General features: G+C 70.3%; 20 protein-coding genes. 18 read left to right on the top strand and 2 right to left on the bottom strand.

Annotation, left to right across the window (positions count from 1 at the left end; genetic code table 11):
• The first annotated feature begins 1 nt into the window (after position 1).
• From ACIHAX_RS23000 to ACIHAX_RS22955, 10 genes are all read left to right on the top strand, one after another.
• Complete coding sequence (locus ACIHAX_RS23000; protein ID WP_397279455.1) at positions 2-1150, top strand: 8-amino-7-oxononanoate synthase; 1149 nt, start codon at positions 2-4, stop codon at positions 1148-1150.
• Positions 1147-1821 (top strand): dethiobiotin synthase, encoded by a 675-nt coding sequence (bioD, locus tag ACIHAX_RS22995; RefSeq protein WP_397279453.1) that lies wholly within the window; start codon positions 1147-1149, stop codon positions 1819-1821. Before ACIHAX_RS23000 ends, bioD begins: the two co-directional genes overlap by 4 nt.
• A gap of 261 nt (positions 1822-2082) precedes the next feature.
• Positions 2083-2283, top strand: a complete 201-nt coding sequence (locus ACIHAX_RS22990) for a hypothetical protein (protein ID WP_397279451.1) — start codon at positions 2083-2085, stop codon at positions 2281-2283.
• Between the two features lie 51 nt (positions 2284-2334).
• On the top strand, positions 2335-3498 hold the full coding sequence (locus ACIHAX_RS22985) for an alpha/beta hydrolase (protein ID WP_364430540.1): 1164 nt from the start codon (positions 2335-2337) through the stop codon (positions 3496-3498).
• Positions 3499-3562: 64 nt separating this feature from the next.
• Complete coding sequence (locus ACIHAX_RS22980) at positions 3563-4654, top strand: ABC transporter substrate-binding protein (RefSeq protein WP_355078298.1); 1092 nt, start codon at positions 3563-3565, stop codon at positions 4652-4654.
• Complete coding sequence (locus tag ACIHAX_RS22975) at positions 4654-5517, top strand: ABC transporter permease (RefSeq protein ID WP_364430537.1); 864 nt, start codon at positions 4654-4656, stop codon at positions 5515-5517. Before ACIHAX_RS22980 ends, ACIHAX_RS22975 begins: the two co-directional genes overlap by 1 nt.
• Entirely contained in the window at positions 5493-6245 is a 753-nt protein-coding gene (locus tag ACIHAX_RS22970) for an ABC transporter ATP-binding protein (RefSeq protein WP_397279448.1), read from the top strand. Before ACIHAX_RS22975 ends, ACIHAX_RS22970 begins: the two co-directional genes overlap by 25 nt.
• Positions 6242-7591 carry an LLM class flavin-dependent oxidoreductase gene (locus ACIHAX_RS22965; RefSeq protein ID WP_397077985.1) on the top strand — a complete coding sequence of 450 codons (1350 nt, stop codon included), beginning with the start codon at positions 6242-6244 and terminating at the stop codon, positions 7589-7591. The genes ACIHAX_RS22970 and ACIHAX_RS22965 overlap by 4 nt, the downstream gene beginning before the upstream one ends.
• A gap of 469 nt (positions 7592-8060) precedes the next feature.
• Positions 8061-9281, top strand: a complete 1221-nt coding sequence (locus tag ACIHAX_RS22960) for an MFS transporter (RefSeq protein WP_397279446.1) — start codon at positions 8061-8063, stop codon at positions 9279-9281.
• Between the two features lie 101 nt (positions 9282-9382).
• Positions 9383-10525 carry a lipase family protein gene (locus ACIHAX_RS22955; protein WP_364430528.1) on the top strand — a complete coding sequence of 381 codons (1143 nt, stop codon included), beginning with the start codon at positions 9383-9385 and terminating at the stop codon, positions 10523-10525.
• Between the two features lie 31 nt (positions 10526-10556).
• Here ACIHAX_RS22955 and ACIHAX_RS22950 read toward each other — a convergent pair whose 3' ends face one another.
• Positions 10557-11141, bottom strand: a complete 585-nt coding sequence (locus ACIHAX_RS22950) for a TetR/AcrR family transcriptional regulator C-terminal domain-containing protein (protein WP_355078292.1) — start codon at positions 11139-11141, stop codon at positions 10557-10559.
• A gap of 103 nt (positions 11142-11244) precedes the next feature.
• Between ACIHAX_RS22950 and bioB the strand changes: the two genes are divergently transcribed.
• From bioB to ACIHAX_RS22925, 5 genes are all read left to right on the top strand, one after another.
• Positions 11245-12258, top strand: a complete 1014-nt coding sequence (gene bioB / locus ACIHAX_RS22945) for a biotin synthase BioB (RefSeq protein WP_355078291.1) — start codon at positions 11245-11247, stop codon at positions 12256-12258.
• Between the two features lie 32 nt (positions 12259-12290).
• On the top strand, positions 12291-12518 hold the full coding sequence (locus ACIHAX_RS22940; RefSeq protein ID WP_355078290.1) for a hypothetical protein: 228 nt from the start codon (positions 12291-12293) through the stop codon (positions 12516-12518).
• Positions 12518-13171 (top strand): DUF2567 domain-containing protein, encoded by a 654-nt coding sequence (locus ACIHAX_RS22935; protein ID WP_397279444.1) that lies wholly within the window; start codon positions 12518-12520, stop codon positions 13169-13171. The genes ACIHAX_RS22940 and ACIHAX_RS22935 overlap by 1 nt, the downstream gene beginning before the upstream one ends.
• Positions 13172-13260: 89 nt before the next feature.
• Positions 13261-13794 carry a DUF1353 domain-containing protein gene (locus tag ACIHAX_RS22930; protein WP_397279442.1) on the top strand — a complete coding sequence of 178 codons (534 nt, stop codon included), beginning with the start codon at positions 13261-13263 and terminating at the stop codon, positions 13792-13794.
• 152 nt (positions 13795-13946) lie between these two features.
• Positions 13947-14492, top strand: a complete 546-nt coding sequence (locus ACIHAX_RS22925) for an ATP-binding protein (protein ID WP_355078287.1) — start codon at positions 13947-13949, stop codon at positions 14490-14492.
• A 390-nt stretch (positions 14493-14882) separates the two neighbouring features.
• Here the strand turns inward: ACIHAX_RS22925 and ACIHAX_RS22920 are convergent, their stop codons facing one another.
• On the bottom strand, positions 14883-15647 hold the full coding sequence (locus tag ACIHAX_RS22920) for an NUDIX domain-containing protein (protein ID WP_364430512.1): 765 nt from the start codon (positions 15645-15647) through the stop codon (positions 14883-14885).
• Between the two features lie 77 nt (positions 15648-15724).
• Between ACIHAX_RS22920 and nadA the strand changes: the two genes are divergently transcribed.
• The 3 genes from nadA (at position 15725) to nadC (ending at position 19374) form a co-directional block, all read left to right on the top strand.
• Positions 15725-16768 (top strand): quinolinate synthase NadA, encoded by a 1044-nt coding sequence (gene nadA / locus ACIHAX_RS22915; RefSeq protein ID WP_364430509.1) that lies wholly within the window; start codon positions 15725-15727, stop codon positions 16766-16768.
• Between the two features lie 109 nt (positions 16769-16877).
• On the top strand, positions 16878-18446 hold the full coding sequence (locus tag ACIHAX_RS22910; RefSeq protein WP_364430506.1) for an L-aspartate oxidase: 1569 nt from the start codon (positions 16878-16880) through the stop codon (positions 18444-18446).
• 67 nt (positions 18447-18513) lie between these two features.
• Positions 18514-19374: a carboxylating nicotinate-nucleotide diphosphorylase gene (nadC, locus tag ACIHAX_RS22905; RefSeq protein WP_355078283.1), complete on the top strand. Its 861-nt coding sequence runs from the start codon at positions 18514-18516 to the stop codon at positions 19372-19374.
• Positions 19375-19417: the final 43 nt, after the last annotated feature.

Genomic DNA, 19417 nt, shown 5'->3' with positions numbered 1-19417 from the left:
TGTGACTACCGATCCGTTGAGCTGGTTGGACGAACGCGCTTCCGCGCGCGTGGCCGCGGGACTGCGCCGCGAGCTGCGGCCGCGCGCCCCGCAGGCGCCGTCGATCGATCTCGCCTCCAACGACTATCTCGGCCTGGTGCGCCACCCCGAGGTGATCGAAGGCGCGATCGAGGCGGTGCGCCGCTGGGGTGCGGGGTCGACCGGGTCGCGGCTGGTCACCGGCACCACCACCGAGCACGAACTGCTGGAGACCGAGTTGGCCGAATTCGTCGGCGTCGAAGCGGGACTCGTGTTCGCCTCCGGATACGCGGCCAACCTCGGCGCGGTGACCGCGCTGGCCGGGCGCGGTTCGCTGGTGATCTCCGACGCGGGCAGCCACGCCTCGCTGGTGGACGCGTGCAGGCTCTCCCGCGCCAGGGTGGAGATCGCGCCGCATCGCGACGTCGCGGCGGTGGAGCGGCTGCTGTCGGAGCGCGTCGAGGAACGTGCGCTGGTGCTCACGGATTCGGTGTTCAGCGCCGACGGCGATCTCGCGCCGTTGACCGAACTGCACCGGGTGACCAGGGCCAACGGGGCGGTGCTCGTGGTGGACGAGGCACACGGCATCGGTGTGCGCGGGGCGGGCGGACGCGGGTTGGCGCACGAGTCGGGCCTGGCGGGGGCGCCGGATCTGGTGATCACCGCGACGCTGTCGAAATCCCTTGCCGCGCAGGGCGGTGTGGTGCTGAGCAGTGGCCGGGTGCGCGCCCACCTGATCGACGCCGCGCGCACGTTCATCTTCGACACCGGTCTCGCGCCCGCCGCCGTCGGCGCCGCGCGGGCCGCGTTGCGGGTGCTGCGCGCCCAGCCGGAGCTGGCCGAGCGGGTGCTGGCGCGCGCCGCGGACATCGCCGGGATCGCCGGTGTGCCCGCGCCGCCTTCGGCGGTGGTGTCGGTCGTGCTCGGTCCGGCGCAAGTGGCCTTCGACGCCGCGCAGGCGTGCCGAGCGCACGGGCTGGACGTTGGCTGCTTCCGTCCGCCGACGGTTCCGGAAGGCACGTCGCGACTGCGCTTGACCGCGCGGGCGAATCTCACACCGGCCGAACTCGACTCCATCGCGACGGTGCTCGGCGAAGTGCTGGCGCAGGCGCGAGAGGCGGTGGCGGCATGACCGTCCTGCTGATCACCGGAACCTCCACCGATGTCGGCAAGACCGTCGTCACCGCGGCCGTCGCCGCCGCGGCGATGGCGAACGGCCGTTCGGTGGCGGTGTGCAAGCCGGGCCAGACCGGTGTCGCGGTGGGCGAACCCGGAGACCTCGCGGAGATCCAACGGTTGTCCGGCGTCACCCGCACGCTCGAACTCGCCCGCTACCGGGACCCGCTGGCGCCCGACACCGCCGCCCGCCGGGCCGGGCTGCCGGAGCTGACACTCGCCGAGACCGCCGCCGCCGTCGATTCCCTGACCGACGCCGACCTCGTCCTGGTCGAGGGCGCGGGCGGATTGCTGGTGCGCCTAGGCGATTTCACCCTGCTCGACCTCGCCCAGAAACTCGGCGCGCCCGTCCTGCTGGTCACCGCGGCCGGGCTGGGGACGCTCAACCACACCGAACTGACCACCCGCGCACTGCAATCGGCGGGCGTGCGGTGCCAAGGCCTGGTGATCGGCTCTTGGCCCGCCGAACCGGATCTCGCCGCCGAATGCAATCGCATCGACCTGCCGCGCGTCAGCGGCGTCGACCTGGTGGGTTCGGTGCCGCAAGGCGCGGGCGGCTGGGAGCGTGCGCGATTCATCGCCGCCGCCCCGGGGTGGTTCGAGCCCGCCTGGTCGCCTTTCCGCTGATCGATGGCGTTTCCGCGACGCGAGTCTCCCCGAACGTGTCGGTGACCCCGCTGAGTGCGGACGCGCGACCCGTGTTCGGTGGCATCTGCGCGCGGAAGCGGTGCGGCAGTGGATGGTGCCAGACGGCAGGACCGGACACGTGCGCGAATTCGATACCTGGGGAGGTCGGCGTGTTCCGAATCACGCTCGCTTGCGCGACGAGTCCACGGTAGCGGCAAGGCCACCGCGCACAGCAATTCGCGCGGCCCGCACGAGCACGTGGTGCAGATCATCGAATTCACGACCTGCGATCCGTCGGTGGCGACGAGCACACTGTCAGCTACCTTGCACCATGTCGAGGGCGGCACCGACATCCAGGAGGTACCCGACGGTCTGTCGAGCTTAATCGCGCTCGACGACAACAAACTCGGTCGGCGGAACTCGCTGGGCAAACTCGCGGCCAAGGCCGAGGCGGCACGCTGAACGATAGCGGGCTCATGGCGACCGCCCGCACCCGTGCCTACAGTGGGATGGATGTCGCCGATGGACGAGAGGCACCCGTCCACCGTCTCCGACTGGGACGACGCGCGACGCCGATCTCGGCTGCGGGACACGAGCCTGGGGCACGGGTGGAAGACGTTGCGCCGCACCAGGGTGACGCTGCTTCGGGTGGCCGCACTGCTGCTTGCCGGACTCGTGGTGTTCGCGCAGTACTGGAAGTACGACGTCGCGCCGGAACAGGCGCGACTGGCGCGCACCGAGCCCGCCATCCTGCCCGTCGCCCCGCCGGTGGACCCGCAGAACTGGGACACCGTCGTGGTGGATCTGGTCGGGCTCGGCGGGCTCGACGCCAGTGGCACCGCCGCCGCGCTGCCCGCTCTGCGCAGGATGGGCATGGTGTGGGCGATCCGCTACGACAATCAAGGTATCGATACCAAGGTGATCGCCGACCTCGTGGTGCGCGCCGCCGAACTGTCGGGCCTGCGCAACATCGTGCTCGTCGGCCACAGCATGGGCGGCGTGATCGCACTGGAGGTCGCCGAGCACATCCACCGGGACAGCGACCGCAGACTGGTCGGGGTGATCCTGGACTGCACGCCGGTCGACCTGAACGCGGTCCGTCCGGAGAGTCGCGGGCGCGGTGAGGACATGCTGCGGTGGATGGGCTGGCTGCCCGGTGCGCGGGAAAGCCGCATGCTCCGGCTGGCCGTGGAGACCTACGCTCGCCGGGACCGTTTCGTCGACCGGGGCGACGGGCTGCCCGGCATCCGGTTCGGCCAACTGGGCCAGGTGCTGGCGGAAGTGATGCGGGAGAAGATCGTCTCGCGCGACGCGGCGAGCAACGGTCTGATCGAATCCCAGTTCACCGCAATCGTGGCCGGTGGCGCGACGGACGACCTGCGCGCCCTCGCCCAGCCCGTGGCCGACAAGCCACGGCCCGCCATCGTCTTCATCCGGCCGCGCGACGCGAGCGCCGACCGCGTGGTCGACGTCGAGTACTCCCATCGGGTGCTGATCGAGCGGTCCGGCGGAGTGGACGGCACGCTGCTGGTGGTGCTGGCGCGAAACACCGGGCACGCGAATCCGATGCAGCGGCCCCGGGAATACAACACGGTGATCGAGCAGCAGATTCTGCCGTTCGTGCAGCGCTACCAGCAGCAGGTCCGGTCGACGACGGTGGCAGCGCCGCCCCGCTGAGGGGTTCGAACCAGGCTGAGACAAACCGTTTTCGCGCCGGTTTCGTCTTGTTCTAATTCGCCTTATGTTCCGACCAAGTACGTTCCGGTCCGGCCTCCGTGGCCGCGCGACCGCCGCATTGCTCGCCGTGGCGACCGTTGCGACCCTCGGACTCACCGGCTGCGCGAAGGACGACAAGCCGGTCGGTCCCACCGCCGAAGGACCACTGCCGACCGAGGTTCCCGCAGGCACCACCCTCGTGGTCGCCGACCAATCCGAGCGCCTGCAATCGGTGCTGCGCATCTCCGGCGAGCTCGACAAGCTTCCGTTCAAGGTGGAGTTCGCCAACTTCGTCGGCGGTCCCGCCATCCTGGAGGCGTTCCGGGCGGGCGCCGCCGACGTCGCCCAGGTCGGCGACGTCCCGCCGATCCACGCCTTGGTGGCCGGGCAGGACGTCCCGATCATCGCGTCCTACCAGACCAGCACCACCGCCCTGAAACTCGCGGTGGCGCCGGGCAAGTCGGTGACGAAGCTCGCGGATCTGAAGGGCAAGAAGATCGCCTACGCGGAGGGCACGGCACAGCAGGCCGCCGTGCTGCGCGCCATCGACAAGGCCGGGCTCACCACCTCCGACGTGCAGCTGGTCCGGCTGCAACTGGCCGAGTTCCTCGATGCCGTGCGCACCGGCCAGGTCGACGTCGCGCCGCTGATCGAGCCGAACGTCACCCGGTTCCTGCGCACGCCGGGCACCTCGCTGGTCCCCGACTCCGAGACCGTAGGTCTCTACGGCGGTCTCGCCTATCTGTACGCCCGCCGCGCGGTCGTGCGGGATCCGGCGAAGGCGGCCGCCACCCGGGCGCTGGTCGGCGCGTTCGTCCGCGCCTACCAGTGGGCCAACACCCACCCGGAGGACTGGGCGCGCCGCTACTACGTGGACAACCAGAAGGTGAGCGCCGACGACGCCAAGCGCATCGTCGACTCGCTGGGCACCTACGTCTTCCCGCATCTGGACCAGCAGTTGGTCGACCGGCAGCAGGCCACCATCGACGCCATCGCCAAGGCGGGCGAACTGCCCAAGAAGGTGCAGGCGTCCAACGGCTTCGACCTGCGCTTCGACGCCGCGATCACGCAAGCGGTCACCGAGAGCGGCGCGTCGTTCGAACCGAAGGCACGCTGATGGCGACCCTCGACGCCGGGGTGCTGCGCCGCTTCGGCCTCGGCCGCTCCACGGCGGAACCGATACTGGGGAAACGCAAACCGACCCGGCCGCGCCTCGGTCCTGGCCGCCCCATCCCGTTCGGCATCGCGGTGGGACCGGCGTTGCTGATCGCCGCCTGGGTGGCCGGTTCGGCCACGGGCGCTTTGGATCCGGAGACCCTGCCCGCGCCGTGGACGGTCGCCGAGACCGCCGGTGACCTGCTCGCCGACGGCCGTTTACAGAGCAATCTGCTGACCTCGGTGCAGCGCGCCGTGATCGGGCTCGGGCTCGGTGTCGCGATCGGCCTGGTGCTGGCGCTGCTGGCCGGGCTGAGCCGGGTCGGTGAAGCGTTGGTGGACGGGCCGATCCAGATCAAGCGCGCCATTCCGACGCTCGCGCTGATTCCGCTGTTCATCGTGTGGTTCGGCATCGGCGAGGAAATGAAGCTGGTGGTGATCACCACCAGCGTGGCGATCCCGATCTACCTGAATACGCACGCGCACCTGCGCAGCGTCGACGCCAGGTATGTGGAACTCGCCCAGACCGTCGGACTGTCGCGGTGGGGATTCGTCCGCCGGATCGCGCTGCCGGGATCGCTGCCCGGCTTCTTCACCGGCCTGCGGCTGGCCGTCACGATCTCCTGGCTGGCGCTGGTCGTGGTGGAACAGGTCAACGCCACCAGCGGTATCGGTTACCTGATGACCCAGGCCCGCACCTACGGCCAGATCGACATCATCGTGGTCGGCCTGGTGATCTACGGCCTGCTCGGCCTGTTCGGCGACATCCTGGTGCGCGCGGTGGAAAGGAAGGCGCTGTCATGGCGGCAGACACTCGGGGACTGAACGTCGTGCGCGCCCGGCGGCTGCGCCGTGGCTTCGGCGACCGGGTGGTGCTGCGCGACATCGACATCGACATCGCGCGCGGCGAGTTCGTCGCGCTGCTCGGCCGCAGCGGTTCGGGCAAGAGCACGCTGCTGCGGGCGCTCGCCGAATTGGACTACGACGTGCCGGGTTCCGGCGAATTGAGCGTGCCCACCGAGCGTTCGGTGGTGTTCCAGGACTCCCGGTTGCTGCCTTGGGTGCGGGTGCTCGACAATGTGACCCTCGGTCTAGGAGGTTCGGACGCCGCCGGTCGCGGTCGCGCGGCACTGGCCGAGGTCGGGCTCGCGGGCCGGGAGAAGGCCTGGCCCAAGGAGCTTTCCGGTGGCGAGCAACAGCGTGTCGCCCTGGCGCGTTCGCTGGTGCGCGAACCCGAGCTGCTGCTGGCGGACGAACCGTTCGGCGCGCTGGACGCGCTGACCCGGATCAAGATGCACGCACTGCTGCAGGACCTGTGCGCCGAGCATCGGCCCGCCGTGCTGCTGGTCACCCACGACGTGGACGAGGCGGTGCTGCTGGCCGACCGTGTCCTGGTGCTCGACGACGGGCGCATCGCGGTGGACCAGCGCATCGACCTGGAACGCCCACGCCGCCACGGCGATCCCGCCTTCCTGCGGCACCGTTCCCTGCTGCTGGCCAGCCTGGGCGTCGACGTCGTCGACAGGCCCACCGACGAGAAGAAAGCCTCATGACCGCACCGCGCCAACTCAGCCTCAACGCCTTCATCTACCCCTCCGGCCACCACGAGGCGGCATGGCGGCATCCGTGGAGCAGCCCCGAACGGATCTACGACGTCGCCTACTACCAGGAGATCGGACGCACCGCCGAAGCGGCGAAACTGGACGCGGTGTTCTTCGCCGACGGACCCGCCCTGCACAACAACGTGAAGCACAACGCGACCTCCGGCCTGGAACCGATCACCCTGCTCACCGCGATCGCCACCGCGACGACGCATCTCGGCCTCATCGCCACCGCGTCGACCACGTACTACGAGCCCTACAACCTGGCCAGGCTGTTCTCCACGCTGGACCACATCTCCCGCGGCCGGGCGGGCTGGAACATCGTCACCACCGGCACCGATCTCGCCGCGGCGAACTTCGGTCTGGACAAGCATCCCGACCATGCCGAACGGTACGCCCGTGCTAGGGAATTCGTCGACGCCGTGGTGGCGCTGTGGGACAGCTGGGAGGACGACGCCATCGTCCTGGACCAGGCCTCAGGCGTGTACGCCGACCCGGAGAAGATCCACCAGATCGACTTCGCCGGCGAATACCTGCGGGTGCGTGGACCGTTCAACGCGCCGCGCACGCCGCAGGGCCACCCGGTGCTGGTGCAGGCGGGCGCGTCGAACGACGGGCGGGCGTTCGCGGGCAAGTACGCCGAGGCGATCTTCACCGCGCATCAGCGGCTCAGCGACGCCCAGGCGTTCTACGCCGACATCAAGGAGCGGGCCCGTGGCTTCGGCCGCGACCCCGAGCACATCAAGATCCTGCCGGGGATCAGCCCGTTCATCGCCGACACCGAGGCGGCGGCCAAGAAATTGGAGCAGGAGTTCAACGAGCTCACCGTGCCGGAATACGGCCTGGCCCAGTTGGAGGGCATCGTCGGGATCAGCCTGCGGCACCTGCCGCTGGACGAGCCGATCCCGGTCGATTTGTTCGACGCGGCGGGCGATGTGACCGACAACGGGAAGAGCCGCTTGCAGGTCGTGGCGGGCATCGTGCAGCGCGAACGGCCGACCGTGCGCGGCCTGCTGCACCGCCTCGCCGGTGCGCGCGGCCACCGGGTGTTCGCCGGAACCCCCGAGCAGGTCGCCGACACCATCGAGGAATGGTTCCGCAACGGCGCGGCCGACGGGTTCAACGTCATGCCGCCGTACTACCCGGGCGGACTGGAGATCTTCGCCGAGACGGTCGTGCCGATCCTGCAGGAACGCGGCCTGTTCCGCACCGAGTACACCGGCACCACGCTGCGCGACCACTTCGGCCTGCCCCGCCCCGACAGCCGTTTCGCCCCGCAGCCCGCGCTGGCCCGGTGAGCGGCGCCGACGAAAGCGACTGTCCGCCTGGGCGCCGGGCTGTCCGCCACAGGACGGCACCGGTGCATGCGATGGGTCGGCCCCGCGCGTTCGGTGCGGGGCCGGCCGACGCCGTGCCCCGCTCACGGGTCGGGCATTCGAAGTCGGTCGCGCACGCTAGCGTGCGCGTCTTCGATCCACACGCTGTGCTGGTCGACTCGAACCAGCGAGTCGGGTTCCAGGGCAATGCGAGCCAGGTGCGCTCCGGGTGCTGGTGGTCGGCCGGTTCCGAGTCTCCTGCTGTCGTGTCGCGGGTTGCCTCCACCACGCCTACCGCGTGCCGTGAACCAGCTGCCTGCGGCCGCCCTCCGGTAGCGAGGTTCGCTGGAAATGGGGAATGGCAATCGGCGCGCGGTCTCGCCTCGGGCGGCGGCTTCGGGCTGAATGTGATCGGGCGGAGCGCGGCCTCGCGGCATCGATCGGCGATGCGATGAGCGAGCGGTCCGTCGTAGCGGGCGACATCGGCGGCGTGCGGTTGCGGTCGCTGACCTGGACGGTGTTCGTGCCGATGGTGGTGTACGGCATCGGGTCCGGCGCGGCGGCGCCGATGTACGCGCTGCGCGCGCTCGACCTGGGCGCGTCGGCCGGGCTGGCGGGGATCATCGTCGCGTTGTCCGGGTTGGGCATGGTGCTCACCGACCTGCCCGCGGGGCGGGTCGTCGCGACCATCGGGGAACGCGGTGCGCTTGCGGTGGGTTCGGTGCTCGGTGCGATCGGCGTGCTCGCGGCGATCATCGCGCCGAATGTCGGCGTGCTCGCGCTGGGCATGCTGCTGGGCGGCGCGGCGGGCGCGGTGTGGGGCCTGGCTCGCCAGTCCTATCTGGTTGCCGTGGTGCCCCCGAACGACCTCGGCCGCGCGATGTCGACGCTGGCCGGTTCCATGCGGCTGGGGTTCTTCTGCGGACCGTTCCTCGGTGCGGCCGTGGTGCATTCGCTCGGTCCCAACGGCGCGTTGTGGTTGCAGTTGGTGACCACGGTGGTGTCCGGCGCGGCCATGGCGGCGATCCGATCGCCGGAGGGATCGGGCGAGGCGGGCGCGGGGCACGCGCTGACGGCGATCGTGGTCGAGCACCGCAGGACCCTCGGCACGCTCGGCCTGGCCGCGCTGCTGGTCGGGGCCGCGCGTGCGGCCCGGCTGGCGCTGCTTCCGTTGTGGGCCGCGCACATCGGACTGAGCGCGTCGACCACCAGTTTGGTGTTCGGCCTGGCGGGCGCGGTGGACGTGCTGATGTCGTATCCGGCGGGCGTGTGGCTGGATCGCTACGGCAGGCGGGCGACCGGCGTGCCGTCGATGGTCCTGTTCGCCGCCGGTTTCGGTGTGCTGCCGTGCACCTCCTCGGTGCTCGGGCTCGGTTGCGTCGCCGTGCTGCTCGGGCTGGCCAACGGCATGAGCAACGGGCTGATCATGACGGTCGGCGCTGATGTCGCGCCCGACGGGCAGCGGGCCGAGTTCCTCGGGGCCTGGCGGCTCACCCACGACATCGGCATGTTCGTCGGACCGGTGGCGGTCGGCGCGATCAGCGCCGTGACCGTGCTCGGCGGAGCGGCCATCGCGCTCGCGCTCACCGCCGCGGCGGGCGCCTACGCGATGCATCGCTGGTTTCCGGGCGTGGTCGGGGCGCCAGGGCGGCGGTCGGCCCGGACCGGGTAGGCGCTCGCCCTCGCCGCCGTTGCGCGGGATTCGAGAATTTCCACTGGTGGCACGTGTCGCTAGGGTCTGGTCATCGGCGTGCGTCGGTATGGTGCTGCGGCATGTCCCTATCGTTCCTTCGGCGATCCGGCCTGGTCGCCGCCTCGATAAGTATGTGCGTCGCGGTCACGCTCGGGGTGGCCCCTGCGACAGCGGAAAGCCCGACGACCGGGCAATTGAGCGGGATCGAGCTGCTCGATCCCGCGTGGACTTTCCCCAAGGCCGCGGTGTCGCTCGGGATCGGTTACACCACGACCGATCAGCACGGCGCACCCGCGCAGGCATCCGGTGCGCTCTATCTGCCCCCGGGCCTGCCGCCGCAGGGAGGATGGCCGCTGGTGGTGTGGGCACACGGAACCGCGGGCATCGGCGATGCCTGCGCGCCGTCGCGCCGCCCGCAGTCCGAGCGGAACATCACCTATTTCGACCAGATCCTGGAGAACGGGTACGCGGTACTGGCTCCCGACTATCAAGGCCTCGGCACCCGCGGGCAGTTCAGCTACTACAACACGAACGTCGAGGGGATGTCGATAATCGACGCGGTCGCGGCGGTGCGCACGACTCCGATTCCGCTATCACGCAGATGGGCCTTGGTCGGTCAGTCGGAGGGAGCGCACGCGGTGATGAGCGCGGCCGGTCTGTATGCCGAGAAAGGCGGTTCCGCTACGGGGTTGAGCGGAGTGGTGGCCACCGGGCTGCGCACCGACCCGAGCAAGAGCCTGCCGGAGATGTTCCGGGCGGACTCGACCGGCTCCAAGAACCAGATCGCCTACGCCGCGTACTATCTGGCCTCGCTGGAGGAACTGAACCCAGGCAGCGTCACCCCGTACCTGTCCGATTTCGGCAAGGACTTCGTGGAAAAGGCCGCCCACGAATGCCTTTCGCATCTGGTCGAGCGCGCCGACGGCCGCCGACCGTCGGCGCTCGTCGCCGACCCCGACCGGCCGACGCCCACCTTCGCCGAAGACATCGCCGCCCTGACGGGATATCCGGAAGACCGGTTCACCAGCGATCTCCTGATCGGCTACGGCACCGCGGACATCGATGTGCCTCCGACCGACACCGCGAACTACGGGAAGAAACTGCAAGAGCTGAACCCCGGAATACGGGTGACGGTCCAGCAGTACCCCGGCCAGGACCACAGCGGCGCGTTCCTGGCATCGCTCCCGGACGCGTTGGCCTTCCTGAACACGCACCTGCGCTGAGGTTCGGAACGGCGTGGTTACCCGCCCGGCGTCAGCGGACGCGGGTGCCGAGCAAGTGCCGCACACCCGCGACGAACAATTGCAGGCCGAAGTCGAAACGGGCGGTGGGGTCGGTGGTCTCCTCCAACGGCGAGGCGCCCTCGGGCAGGGCGCCCGCCGAGTCCATCTGCATCCTGGACTGCTCGTCCACGGTCTCGCCGAGGACGTAGTAGAGCAGCGTGAACGCCGCGAGTTCGGCCTCCTGGCGCGGCATGCCCGCGCGGATGGCGGCGCTCACCAGCCGTTCTCGCCCTTTGCTCGTGGTGAGCCGGGACGCGTAGGTCGCCGACACCAATTCGGCGCCGTCGCGATAGGCCAGCAAGCAGTCGCGCAGCCGGTGCGCCAGTTCGGTGATCTGCCCGGACCATTCCTCGGCCGCGATCGGGTCCTCCATGGGCGCGAGGATCTTGTCCGCGACCGCGCCGAGCAGCGCCTGCTTGTTCGGAAAGTGCCAATACAACGCGCCGGGCTGCACCTGGAGCGAGCCGGCCAACCTGCGCATGGTGAGGTCGGCCAGGCCGTATCGGTCCAGAATCGCGATGGCTCCGTCGACCACGTCCGCCCGGTGCAGCTGCACTCGATGCCCTTCCCGTCGTGCTTTGACTCACTCCTACCGCTACCCTAGCCTGAACACCGTTCAAGTTGCACGGCCACCTCGGCCGGACGAAGGGATTCGTGCAGTGACCCAGGCACCTGTAGACACCGAAATCTTGTCGATCGCCCGCGAGCAGGTGCTCGAGCGCGGGGTGGGGCTGACCCAGGAGCAGACGCTGGAGGTGCTACGGCTCGGTGACGACCGGCTGGAGGAGTTGCTCGCCCTGGCGCACGAGGTGCGCATGAAGTGGTGCGGCCCCGAGGTCGAGGTCGAGGGCATCATCAGCCTCAAGACCGGCGGTTGCCCGGAGGACTGCCACTTCTGCTCGCAGTCGGGCCTGTTCCAGTCGCCGGTGCGCGCCGCGTGGCTGGACATTCCCAGCCTGGTGGAAGCCGCCAAGCAGACCGCGAAGACCGGCGCCACCGAGTTCTGCATCGTGGCGGCCGTGCGCGGTCCCGACGAGCGCCTGATGGCCCAGGTGGCCGCCGGTGTCGAGGCGATTCGCAACGAGGTGGACATCCAGGTCGCCTGCTCGCTGGGCATGCTCACCCAGGAGCAGGTGGACCAGTTGGCCGCCATGGGTGTGCACCGCTACAACCACAACCTGGAGACCTCGCGGTCCTACTTCCCGAACGTGGTGACAACGCACACCTGGGAGGAGCGCTGGGACACCCTGCGCATGGTCCGCGAAGCGGGCATGGAGGTCTGCTGCGGCGGCATCCTCGGCATGGGCGAGACGCTGGAGCAACGCGCCGAGTTCGCCGCGAACCTGGCCCAACTCGAGCCCGACGAGGTGCCGCTGAACTTCCTCAACCCGCGTCCGGGTACGCCCTTCGGCGACCTGGAGGTGCTGCCCGCGTCCGACGCGCTGCGCGCCGTGGCCGCGTTCCGGCTCGCGCTGCCGCGCACCATGCTGCGCTTCGCGGGCGGCCGGGAGATCACCCTCGGTGACCTCGGCGCCAAGCAGGGCATCCTGGGCGGCATCAACGCCGTCATCGTCGGCAACTACCTGACCACCCTCGGCCGCCCGGCCGAACAGGACCTGGACCTGCTCGGCGAGCTGAAGATGCCGATCAAGGCGCTCAACGAAACGCTCTGACCGGCTCGGTTGCGACGAAGAGGCGAGCGAGCATGAGTACTGTCATGGACATGGACGAGCGCTACAACCCGTTCACCGGCAAGCGAATCGTGCCGGGCCTCGACGACGCGATCCCGGCCGCCGCCGCGCTGGGCCTGGAGCCGCCGCGCTTCTGCGAACAGTGCGGACGCCGCATGATCGTGCAGGTGAGCCCGGACGGCTGGTGGGCCAAGTGCTCCCGGCACGGCGTCGTCGACTCGGCCGAACTGGAACGCCGCTAGTGGCGTCGCCGTTGCGCGGTGAGGTGCGGGCGGCGGCTGTGGTCGCCGTCGCCGTGGTGGTGGTGAGCGCGCTCGCCGGTGTCGGCTGGGGCCTGCTCGCGCCGACCGAGCGGCTGCTCGTGGTCGAGCCGGGTCGCGGTGTCGGACTGACCGGGGAGAGTGCGCATCAGTTCGACGCGCTGGCGTTGTTCGTCCTCGCGGGGGCGGTGCTCGGATTGCTGTGCGCACTGGCCGTGTGGCGCTGGCGCTCGGCGCGTGGGCCGCTGTTGCAGCTGGGCCTGCTGATCGGTTCCGGCCTGGGTGCGGTGGTGATGGCCGGTGTAGGGGAGCAGGTCGCCGAGTGGTCGCATCCGCGCCCGCACGACCCGCCGGTGGGCCAGATCGTCACCTTGCCGATCGAACTCGGCAGCGACCTCGCGCTGATCGTGCAGCCGCTGATCGCGTCGTTCGTCATGCTGTTCCTCGCGGCGCTGAGTACCTCGGCGGATCTCGGCAGTGGCCGCCGCGCCGCCCGGAAGGAGGAAGCCTCCTACGACGGCCAGGGCGCCTTCATGCCCTATGGTGACGCTGCGAGCAGCGCAGAGCTGCCCTATGGTGGCTACCAGCCTGCCCCAGAGGGATATTCGCTGCCCGAATATCGCCAGCGCCGCTGACGCGTCGTCCGGCACGTCGCCGCGACGGGGAAGGCTTTCCGAACCACTTCGGGGTCCGGAACTCGTGGCGTGCTGGGAAGGAATGGGACGTGGCCTTCGTGGGTGGCGGTCCGGTCGTCGAAGAGCTCGACGCCAAGTTCTGGCGGGTGACCGAACCACTGGTCTATCGCGGTGCGAGTGAGGAATTCGTGGTCCCAGCTGGTTTCCGGACGGACTTCGCCTCGGTGCCGCGCCCGTTGATCTGGCTGATTCCCCGCTACGGCAGCTATACCCGTGCCGCCATCCTGCACGACTACCTGCTGAGCACGGACACGGTCGGCGTGGCCGACGCCGACGGCATCTTCCGCCGATGCCTGCACGAACTCGGAGTCTCCCTGCCACGCCGCTGGATGATGTGGGCGGCCGTGCGCGCGGCGCACCGGTTACGCGGCGCGAGTGCGGGCGACGTCGCCCGGTTCGTCGTCGTCGCGGTCCCTTCGGTGTTCTTCCTCGCCGTTCCCGCGACCGTGGTGACGGTGTTCCTCCTGTTGTTCTGGTTGGTGGAGTTGGCCTTCTGGGCCGGGTCGCGCCTAACGCAGCGGACCGAAGCTCCGCCGCCCGGTCCGCAGATGAAGACCGCCTGACCGACCTGGGGTCTCGGTGCGAACTTCGTGCGCGCTGCTGGCGAGCCTCGCGCCGGCGAGCCCGGCCGGGTCGCCGGATCCGCGCGGGCAACCCGCCACCGGCGCGGACGAGTTCTCGGCTGCCGCAGCGGCGCACGAGTTACGGTGCCGATATGAGCGACGGATCGCCCAGGCTCCCCACCCTCGTCGTCGTCAGTGGCCCGCCGGGGTCGGGCAAGACGACGCTCGCGCACGCTCTCGCCCGGGCGATCGGCTGCCCAGCCATCTGCCGGGACGAGATCAAGGAGGGCATGGTCCACGCGACGGAGAACTACGCCCCGAGCCGCTCGAACGAGCTGAACCTCCGCACGCTGCCGGTGTTCTTCCAGACGCTGGAACTGCTCCTGCGGGCCGGTGTCACGGTGGTGGCCGAAGCCGCCTTCCAAGACCGGCTGTGGCGTCCCGGCCTCACACCGCTGCGCGCCCACGCCCAGCTCCGCATCGTGCACTGCACGATCGATCCAGCTCTCGCGACACAGCGAATCCACCAGCGCCACCGTTCGGATCCGCTCCGCCGCGCCCACGACGATCCAGACCACCCCGCACCCGCCGCCTTCCAGCGTATCTCCCTCGACGCGCCGACACTCGAGGTCGACACCACCTCCGCCTACCGCCCCGACCTCCCGGCGATCGTCGCCTTCCTCGACGCCTCCTCATGATCAACGGCACACGACGGAGGGCCTTCTCGCGAAATGCCGCAACCATGTGCCGCTGATCTTGAAAATCCGTTGGAGCCGCCGTGGGCGCGAGGATATGGTGGGCGGCCGGAGTGGCCGAGGGTTGTCGGAAAGGGGCTGGGGTGGTGAAGACCGCGCACGCGGTGGAGGATGGGGCGGCTTCTGCGCGGGGCGAACGGGCCGATCTGGCGGCGTGGCGGCGGCGGGATGCGCTGCGGCGCGGTAATGCGGCGCGGCCCATTCCGAGCAAACGGCAGTACCGTCGCCGGGACAAGCATCGCAAGACTGCGGCAGAAGGCTGAGCAATGCCTGACCGCCGCTTCCGCGGCCGGCATCTGGCGTACCCGCCGATATCGCCGGCTTTCCGGCCGGTTACGAAGGGCCGGGTGGGCGCAGCGCCGCGAATTCGTCTGTCACGCGCAGGCCGGAGTCGGTGAAGCGGTACACCGCGGCGGGGCGGCCGCCCGCGCGGCCGGGGGCGGCGGTGGCTCCGGTGGGGGTGATCACCTTGCGGCGGGAGAGGACTCGCTGAAGGTTCGTAGTGTCCACGTCGTAACCGAGTGCGGCGCAATAGATTTCGCGCAGTGTCGACATGGTGAACCGGTCCGGCGCGAGAGCGAAGGCGATGTTGGTGTAGGACAGTTTCGCCGCCAGCCGGGTGCGGGCGTGGTCGACTACCGTGCGGTGGTCGAAGGACATGTCCGGCAGTGCCGACACCGGGTGCCAGGCGGTGTCCGGGGGCAGCTGCGGGTCGGCGGTCAGCGGGACCAGCCCGAGGTAGGCCGAGGCGATGCGGCGCGGGCTCGGCACCCGGTCGGGGGCGCTGAACACGGAGAGCTGTTCCAGATGACTCAGCTCGCGCACGTCGACCTTCTCGGCGAGCTGGCGGCGCGCGGAGGCGTCGAGGTCCTCGTCGTCGCCGAGACGTCCGCCGGGGAGCGACCAGGTGCCCTTCTGCGGGTCGAGTGCGCGTTCCCACAACAACACCGCGAGTTCGGTCCGCTGGTCGGGCGGGCAACGTAGCAGCATGCCTTCTGCCCGGTCGGCAGGGGCGTGACCTGCGGCGATGTCCCGGGGGTAGCGACGAACCTGGAACACCGCGGTGAGCGATTCGTGGATGGTGCTACTATGGGCCACGTTTTCGATTATAAGTCGAAAACCTGGTTTGGTGCGAATCGGCGGTGTAGCCGACCGCACGAGGAAGGGAGCCATCCATGGCGACGACGGGTGCGAAACTGGCGCCCCCGCTGATGGGGCAGGTGTTCGACGGACCCTCCGGGTTCGCGGGTGTCGAGGCGACGCCGGAGTGGGCGCAGGAAGTCAAGCGTCTGGCCAGGGAGCGCAACGCGACAATCCTGGCGCACAACTATCAGCTGCCGGAGATCCAGGACGTGGCCGACCACGTCGGCGACTCGCTGGCGCTGTCGCGGATCGCGGCCGAGGCGCCCGAGGACACCATCGTGTTCTGCGGCGTGCACTTCATGGCCGAGACCGCCAAGATCCTGAGCCCGGCGAAGACCGTGCTCATCCCCGATCAGCGTGCGGGATGTTCGCTCGCGGATTCGATCAGCGCCGACGAACTGCGCGCCTGGAAGGCCGAGCACCCGAACGCGGTGGTCGTGTCCTACGTGAACACCACGGCCGAGGTGAAGGCGCTCACCGACATCTGCTGCACCTCCTCCAACGCGGTGGACGTGGTCGCCTCGATCGACCCGGACCGCGAGGTGCTGTTCCTGCCGGACCAGTTCCTCGGCGCGCACGTCAAGCGGGTCACCGGCCGCACGAACATGCACATCTGGGCGGGCGAGTGCCACGTGCACGCGGGCATCAACGGCGACGAGCTCACCGAGCAGGCGCGTACCCACCCGGACGCGGAACTGTTCGTGCACCCCGAATGCGGGTGCGCCACCTCGGCGCTGTACCTCGCGGGCGAGGGAGCGTTCCCGGCCGATCGGGTGCACATCCTGTCCACCGGAGGCATGATCGACGCGGCCAAGGCGGCGAAGTCGAATCAGGTGCTCGTGGCCACCGAGGTCGGCATGCTGCACCAGCTGCGCAAGGCCGCCCCCGGCATCGACTTCCAGGCCGTGAACGACCGGGCGTCCTGCAAGTACATGAAGATGATCACTCCGGCGGCCCTGCTGCGCTGCCTGGTCGAGGGCCGTGACGAGGTCCATGTCGATCCGGAAACCGCCGCGCTGGGCCGCAACTCGGTGCAGCGGATGATCGCGATCGGCAATCCCGGCGGCGGTGAATGAGTCCGACCGCTGCCCTCGCGGCGGCGGGTCGCTCTCCGGCGCAACGCGCTGACCACAGCGCCCGCGCCGCGGAACGTTCGCGGATCGGAAGGCAGAGAGGCGCGGGGCGATGACAACCCGGGTTTCCATCGACTGGGAGGCCGAGGCCGATCTGGTCGTGATCGGCGGTGGCGTCGCGGGACTGACCGCGGCGCGCACCGCGTCACTGCGCGGGCTGCGGGTGCTCACGCTCAGCAAGGGCGGGCCGACGGATACGTCCACCCAGTACGCCCAGGGCGGCATCGCCGTCGTGGCGCCGCACGGTGACTCGGTCGAGTCACACGTGCACGACACGGTGGAGGCGGGCGTCGGCCTGTGCGACGTGGACGCCGTGCGCTCCATCGTCGAGGGCGGGCAGGACGCGGTGGCCGCGCTGACCGACCTGGGCGCGGTGTTCGACCTCGGCCGCGACGGCCAGATCTCGCGGACCCGCGAGGGCGGCCACAGCACCCGCCGGATCATCCATGCCGGGGGCGACGCCACCGGCGCCGAGGTGCAGCGGGCGCTGAACGAAGCCGGCTTGCCGGTGCTGTTCGGCGCGGCCGTCGGCGAGATCGTCACGGGGCCGAACGGTGTGCGGGGCGTGGTCGCGCTGTCGGACCGAGGTTTCGGTGTCGTGCACGCGCCCGCTGTGTTGCTGGCCACCGGCGGGCTCGGCCAGTTGTACGCGCTGAGCACCAATCCGCCGGGCGCCACCGCCGACGGCATCGCGCTCGGGCTGTGGGCCGGCGCCGCCGTCGCCGACCTCGAATTCGTGCAGTTCCACCCGACGGTGCTGTACACCCCGGGCGGTATCGGGCGCAGGCCGCTGATCAGCGAAGCGGTGCGCGGCGAAGGCGCGACATTGGTCGACACCGAAGGCAACGCGGTGACCGAGGGGGTGCATCCACGGGGCGATCTCGCGCCTCGCGATGTCGTCTCCCGCGCCATCGCCGCGCGCATGCGGGCGCTGGGCACCGAGCACGTCTATCTCGACGCCCGCTCGATCGACGGTTTCCCGCAGCGGTTTCCGACGATCACCGCCTCGTGCCTGGCGGCGGGCATCGATCCGCGCACCGACCTCATCCCGGTCGCGCCTGCCGCGCATTACCAGTGCGGGGGCGTCGTCACCGACACTCACGGCCGTACCGGAGTGCCCGGCCTGTACGCGGCCGGAGAGGTCGCGCGCACCGGACTGCACGGGGCGAACCGGTTGGCGTCCAACAGTCTGCTGGAGGGGCTGGTGGTCGGCGAGCGTGCCGGAGCCGCCGCCGCCGAGCGGCTCGGTGAGCGGGCCCGGGTGAGTGAGATTCCCACTCGCGTAGCCGAATACGTCGACCGCGACGTAGTGCAGCACCTGATGACCACGCACGCCTCGGTGGTCCGCGACCGCGCCGGACTCGCGGAAGCGCTCAAGCGACTCGACGACGTGGTCACCAACCGCGACACGCTCGCCGCCGCCACCCACCCGATCGCCGGAATCGAGGACGCCGCACTCACTCTCGCGGCCCGCGCGCTGCTGCTGGCCGCGCTCGCCCGCACCGAGAGCCGCGGCTGTCACACCCGGTCCGATCACCCGGACGCCCTGCCCGAACTCCGCCACAGCCTCCCGATCCGGCTCAACGGCGACGGCGTCCCCGAGTACGCCCCCATTCCCTGACCACACGCACCGAGCGCGGCATCCGGTGGACCGCGAGAACCCCGCTCGGTCAGAGAGGAACGCTTCGATGGCTCTGGACGACGCCCTGGATCGCGACGAGGTGCTGCGCGTCATCCGCGCCGCGCTGGACGAGGACCTGCGCTACGGCCCGGACGTCACGACGACGGCCACCGTGCCCGCGGACGCGGTGATCAAGGCATCGGTGGTGTCGCGGGAACCGGGAACCGTGGCCGGGCTCGACGCCGGGCTGCTGGTGCTCGACGAGGTGATCGGCGCGGACGCCTACGAGATCACCGACCGCGTCGCCGACGGCACCCGGGTGTCGCCCGGACAGTCCGTGCTGACCTTGATCGCGCCCACCCGTGGGCTGCTCACCGCGGAGCGCACCATGCTCAACCTGGTGTGCCATCTGTCCGGCATCGCGACGGCGACAGCCGCCTGGGTGGACGCCGTCGCGGGCACCCGCTGCCGCATCCGGGACAGCCGCAAGACGCTGCCCGGACTGCGCGCGCTGCAGAAGTACGCCGTGCGGGTCGGCGGCGGCGTCAACCACCGGATGGGTCTCGGCGACGCCGCCCTGATCAAGGACAACCACGTGGTCGCCGCGGGGTCGGTGGTCGAGGCGCTGCGCGCGGTCCGCGCCGCCGCCCCCGACATCGCCTGCGAGGTCGAGGTCGACAGCCTCGAACAGCTCGACGCCGTGCTCGCCGAGAACGTGGAACTGGTACTGCTGGACAATTTCCCGCTCTGGCAGACCCAGGCGGCAGTGCAGCGCCGCAACGCCGCGTCACCGCGGACGAAACTGGAGTCCTCCGGCGGCCTGAGCCTGGACGTCGCCGCCGACTACGCCCGCACCGGCGTCGACTACCTCGCCGTCGGCGCGCTCACCCACTCGGTCCGCGTCCTCGACCTCGGACTGGACATGTAGGTACCCGCCCGAACGCGCAAGCCGCGCAGCGTGGCTCGGTCGG

It is taken from the genome of Nocardia sp. NPDC051929, from assembly GCF_044548645.1.
Lineage (GTDB): Bacteria > Actinomycetota > Actinomycetes > Mycobacteriales > Mycobacteriaceae > Nocardia > Nocardia sichangensis.
Note: the sequence above shows the minus strand (reverse complement) of the source record. Positions and strands in the feature narration are given on the sequence as shown.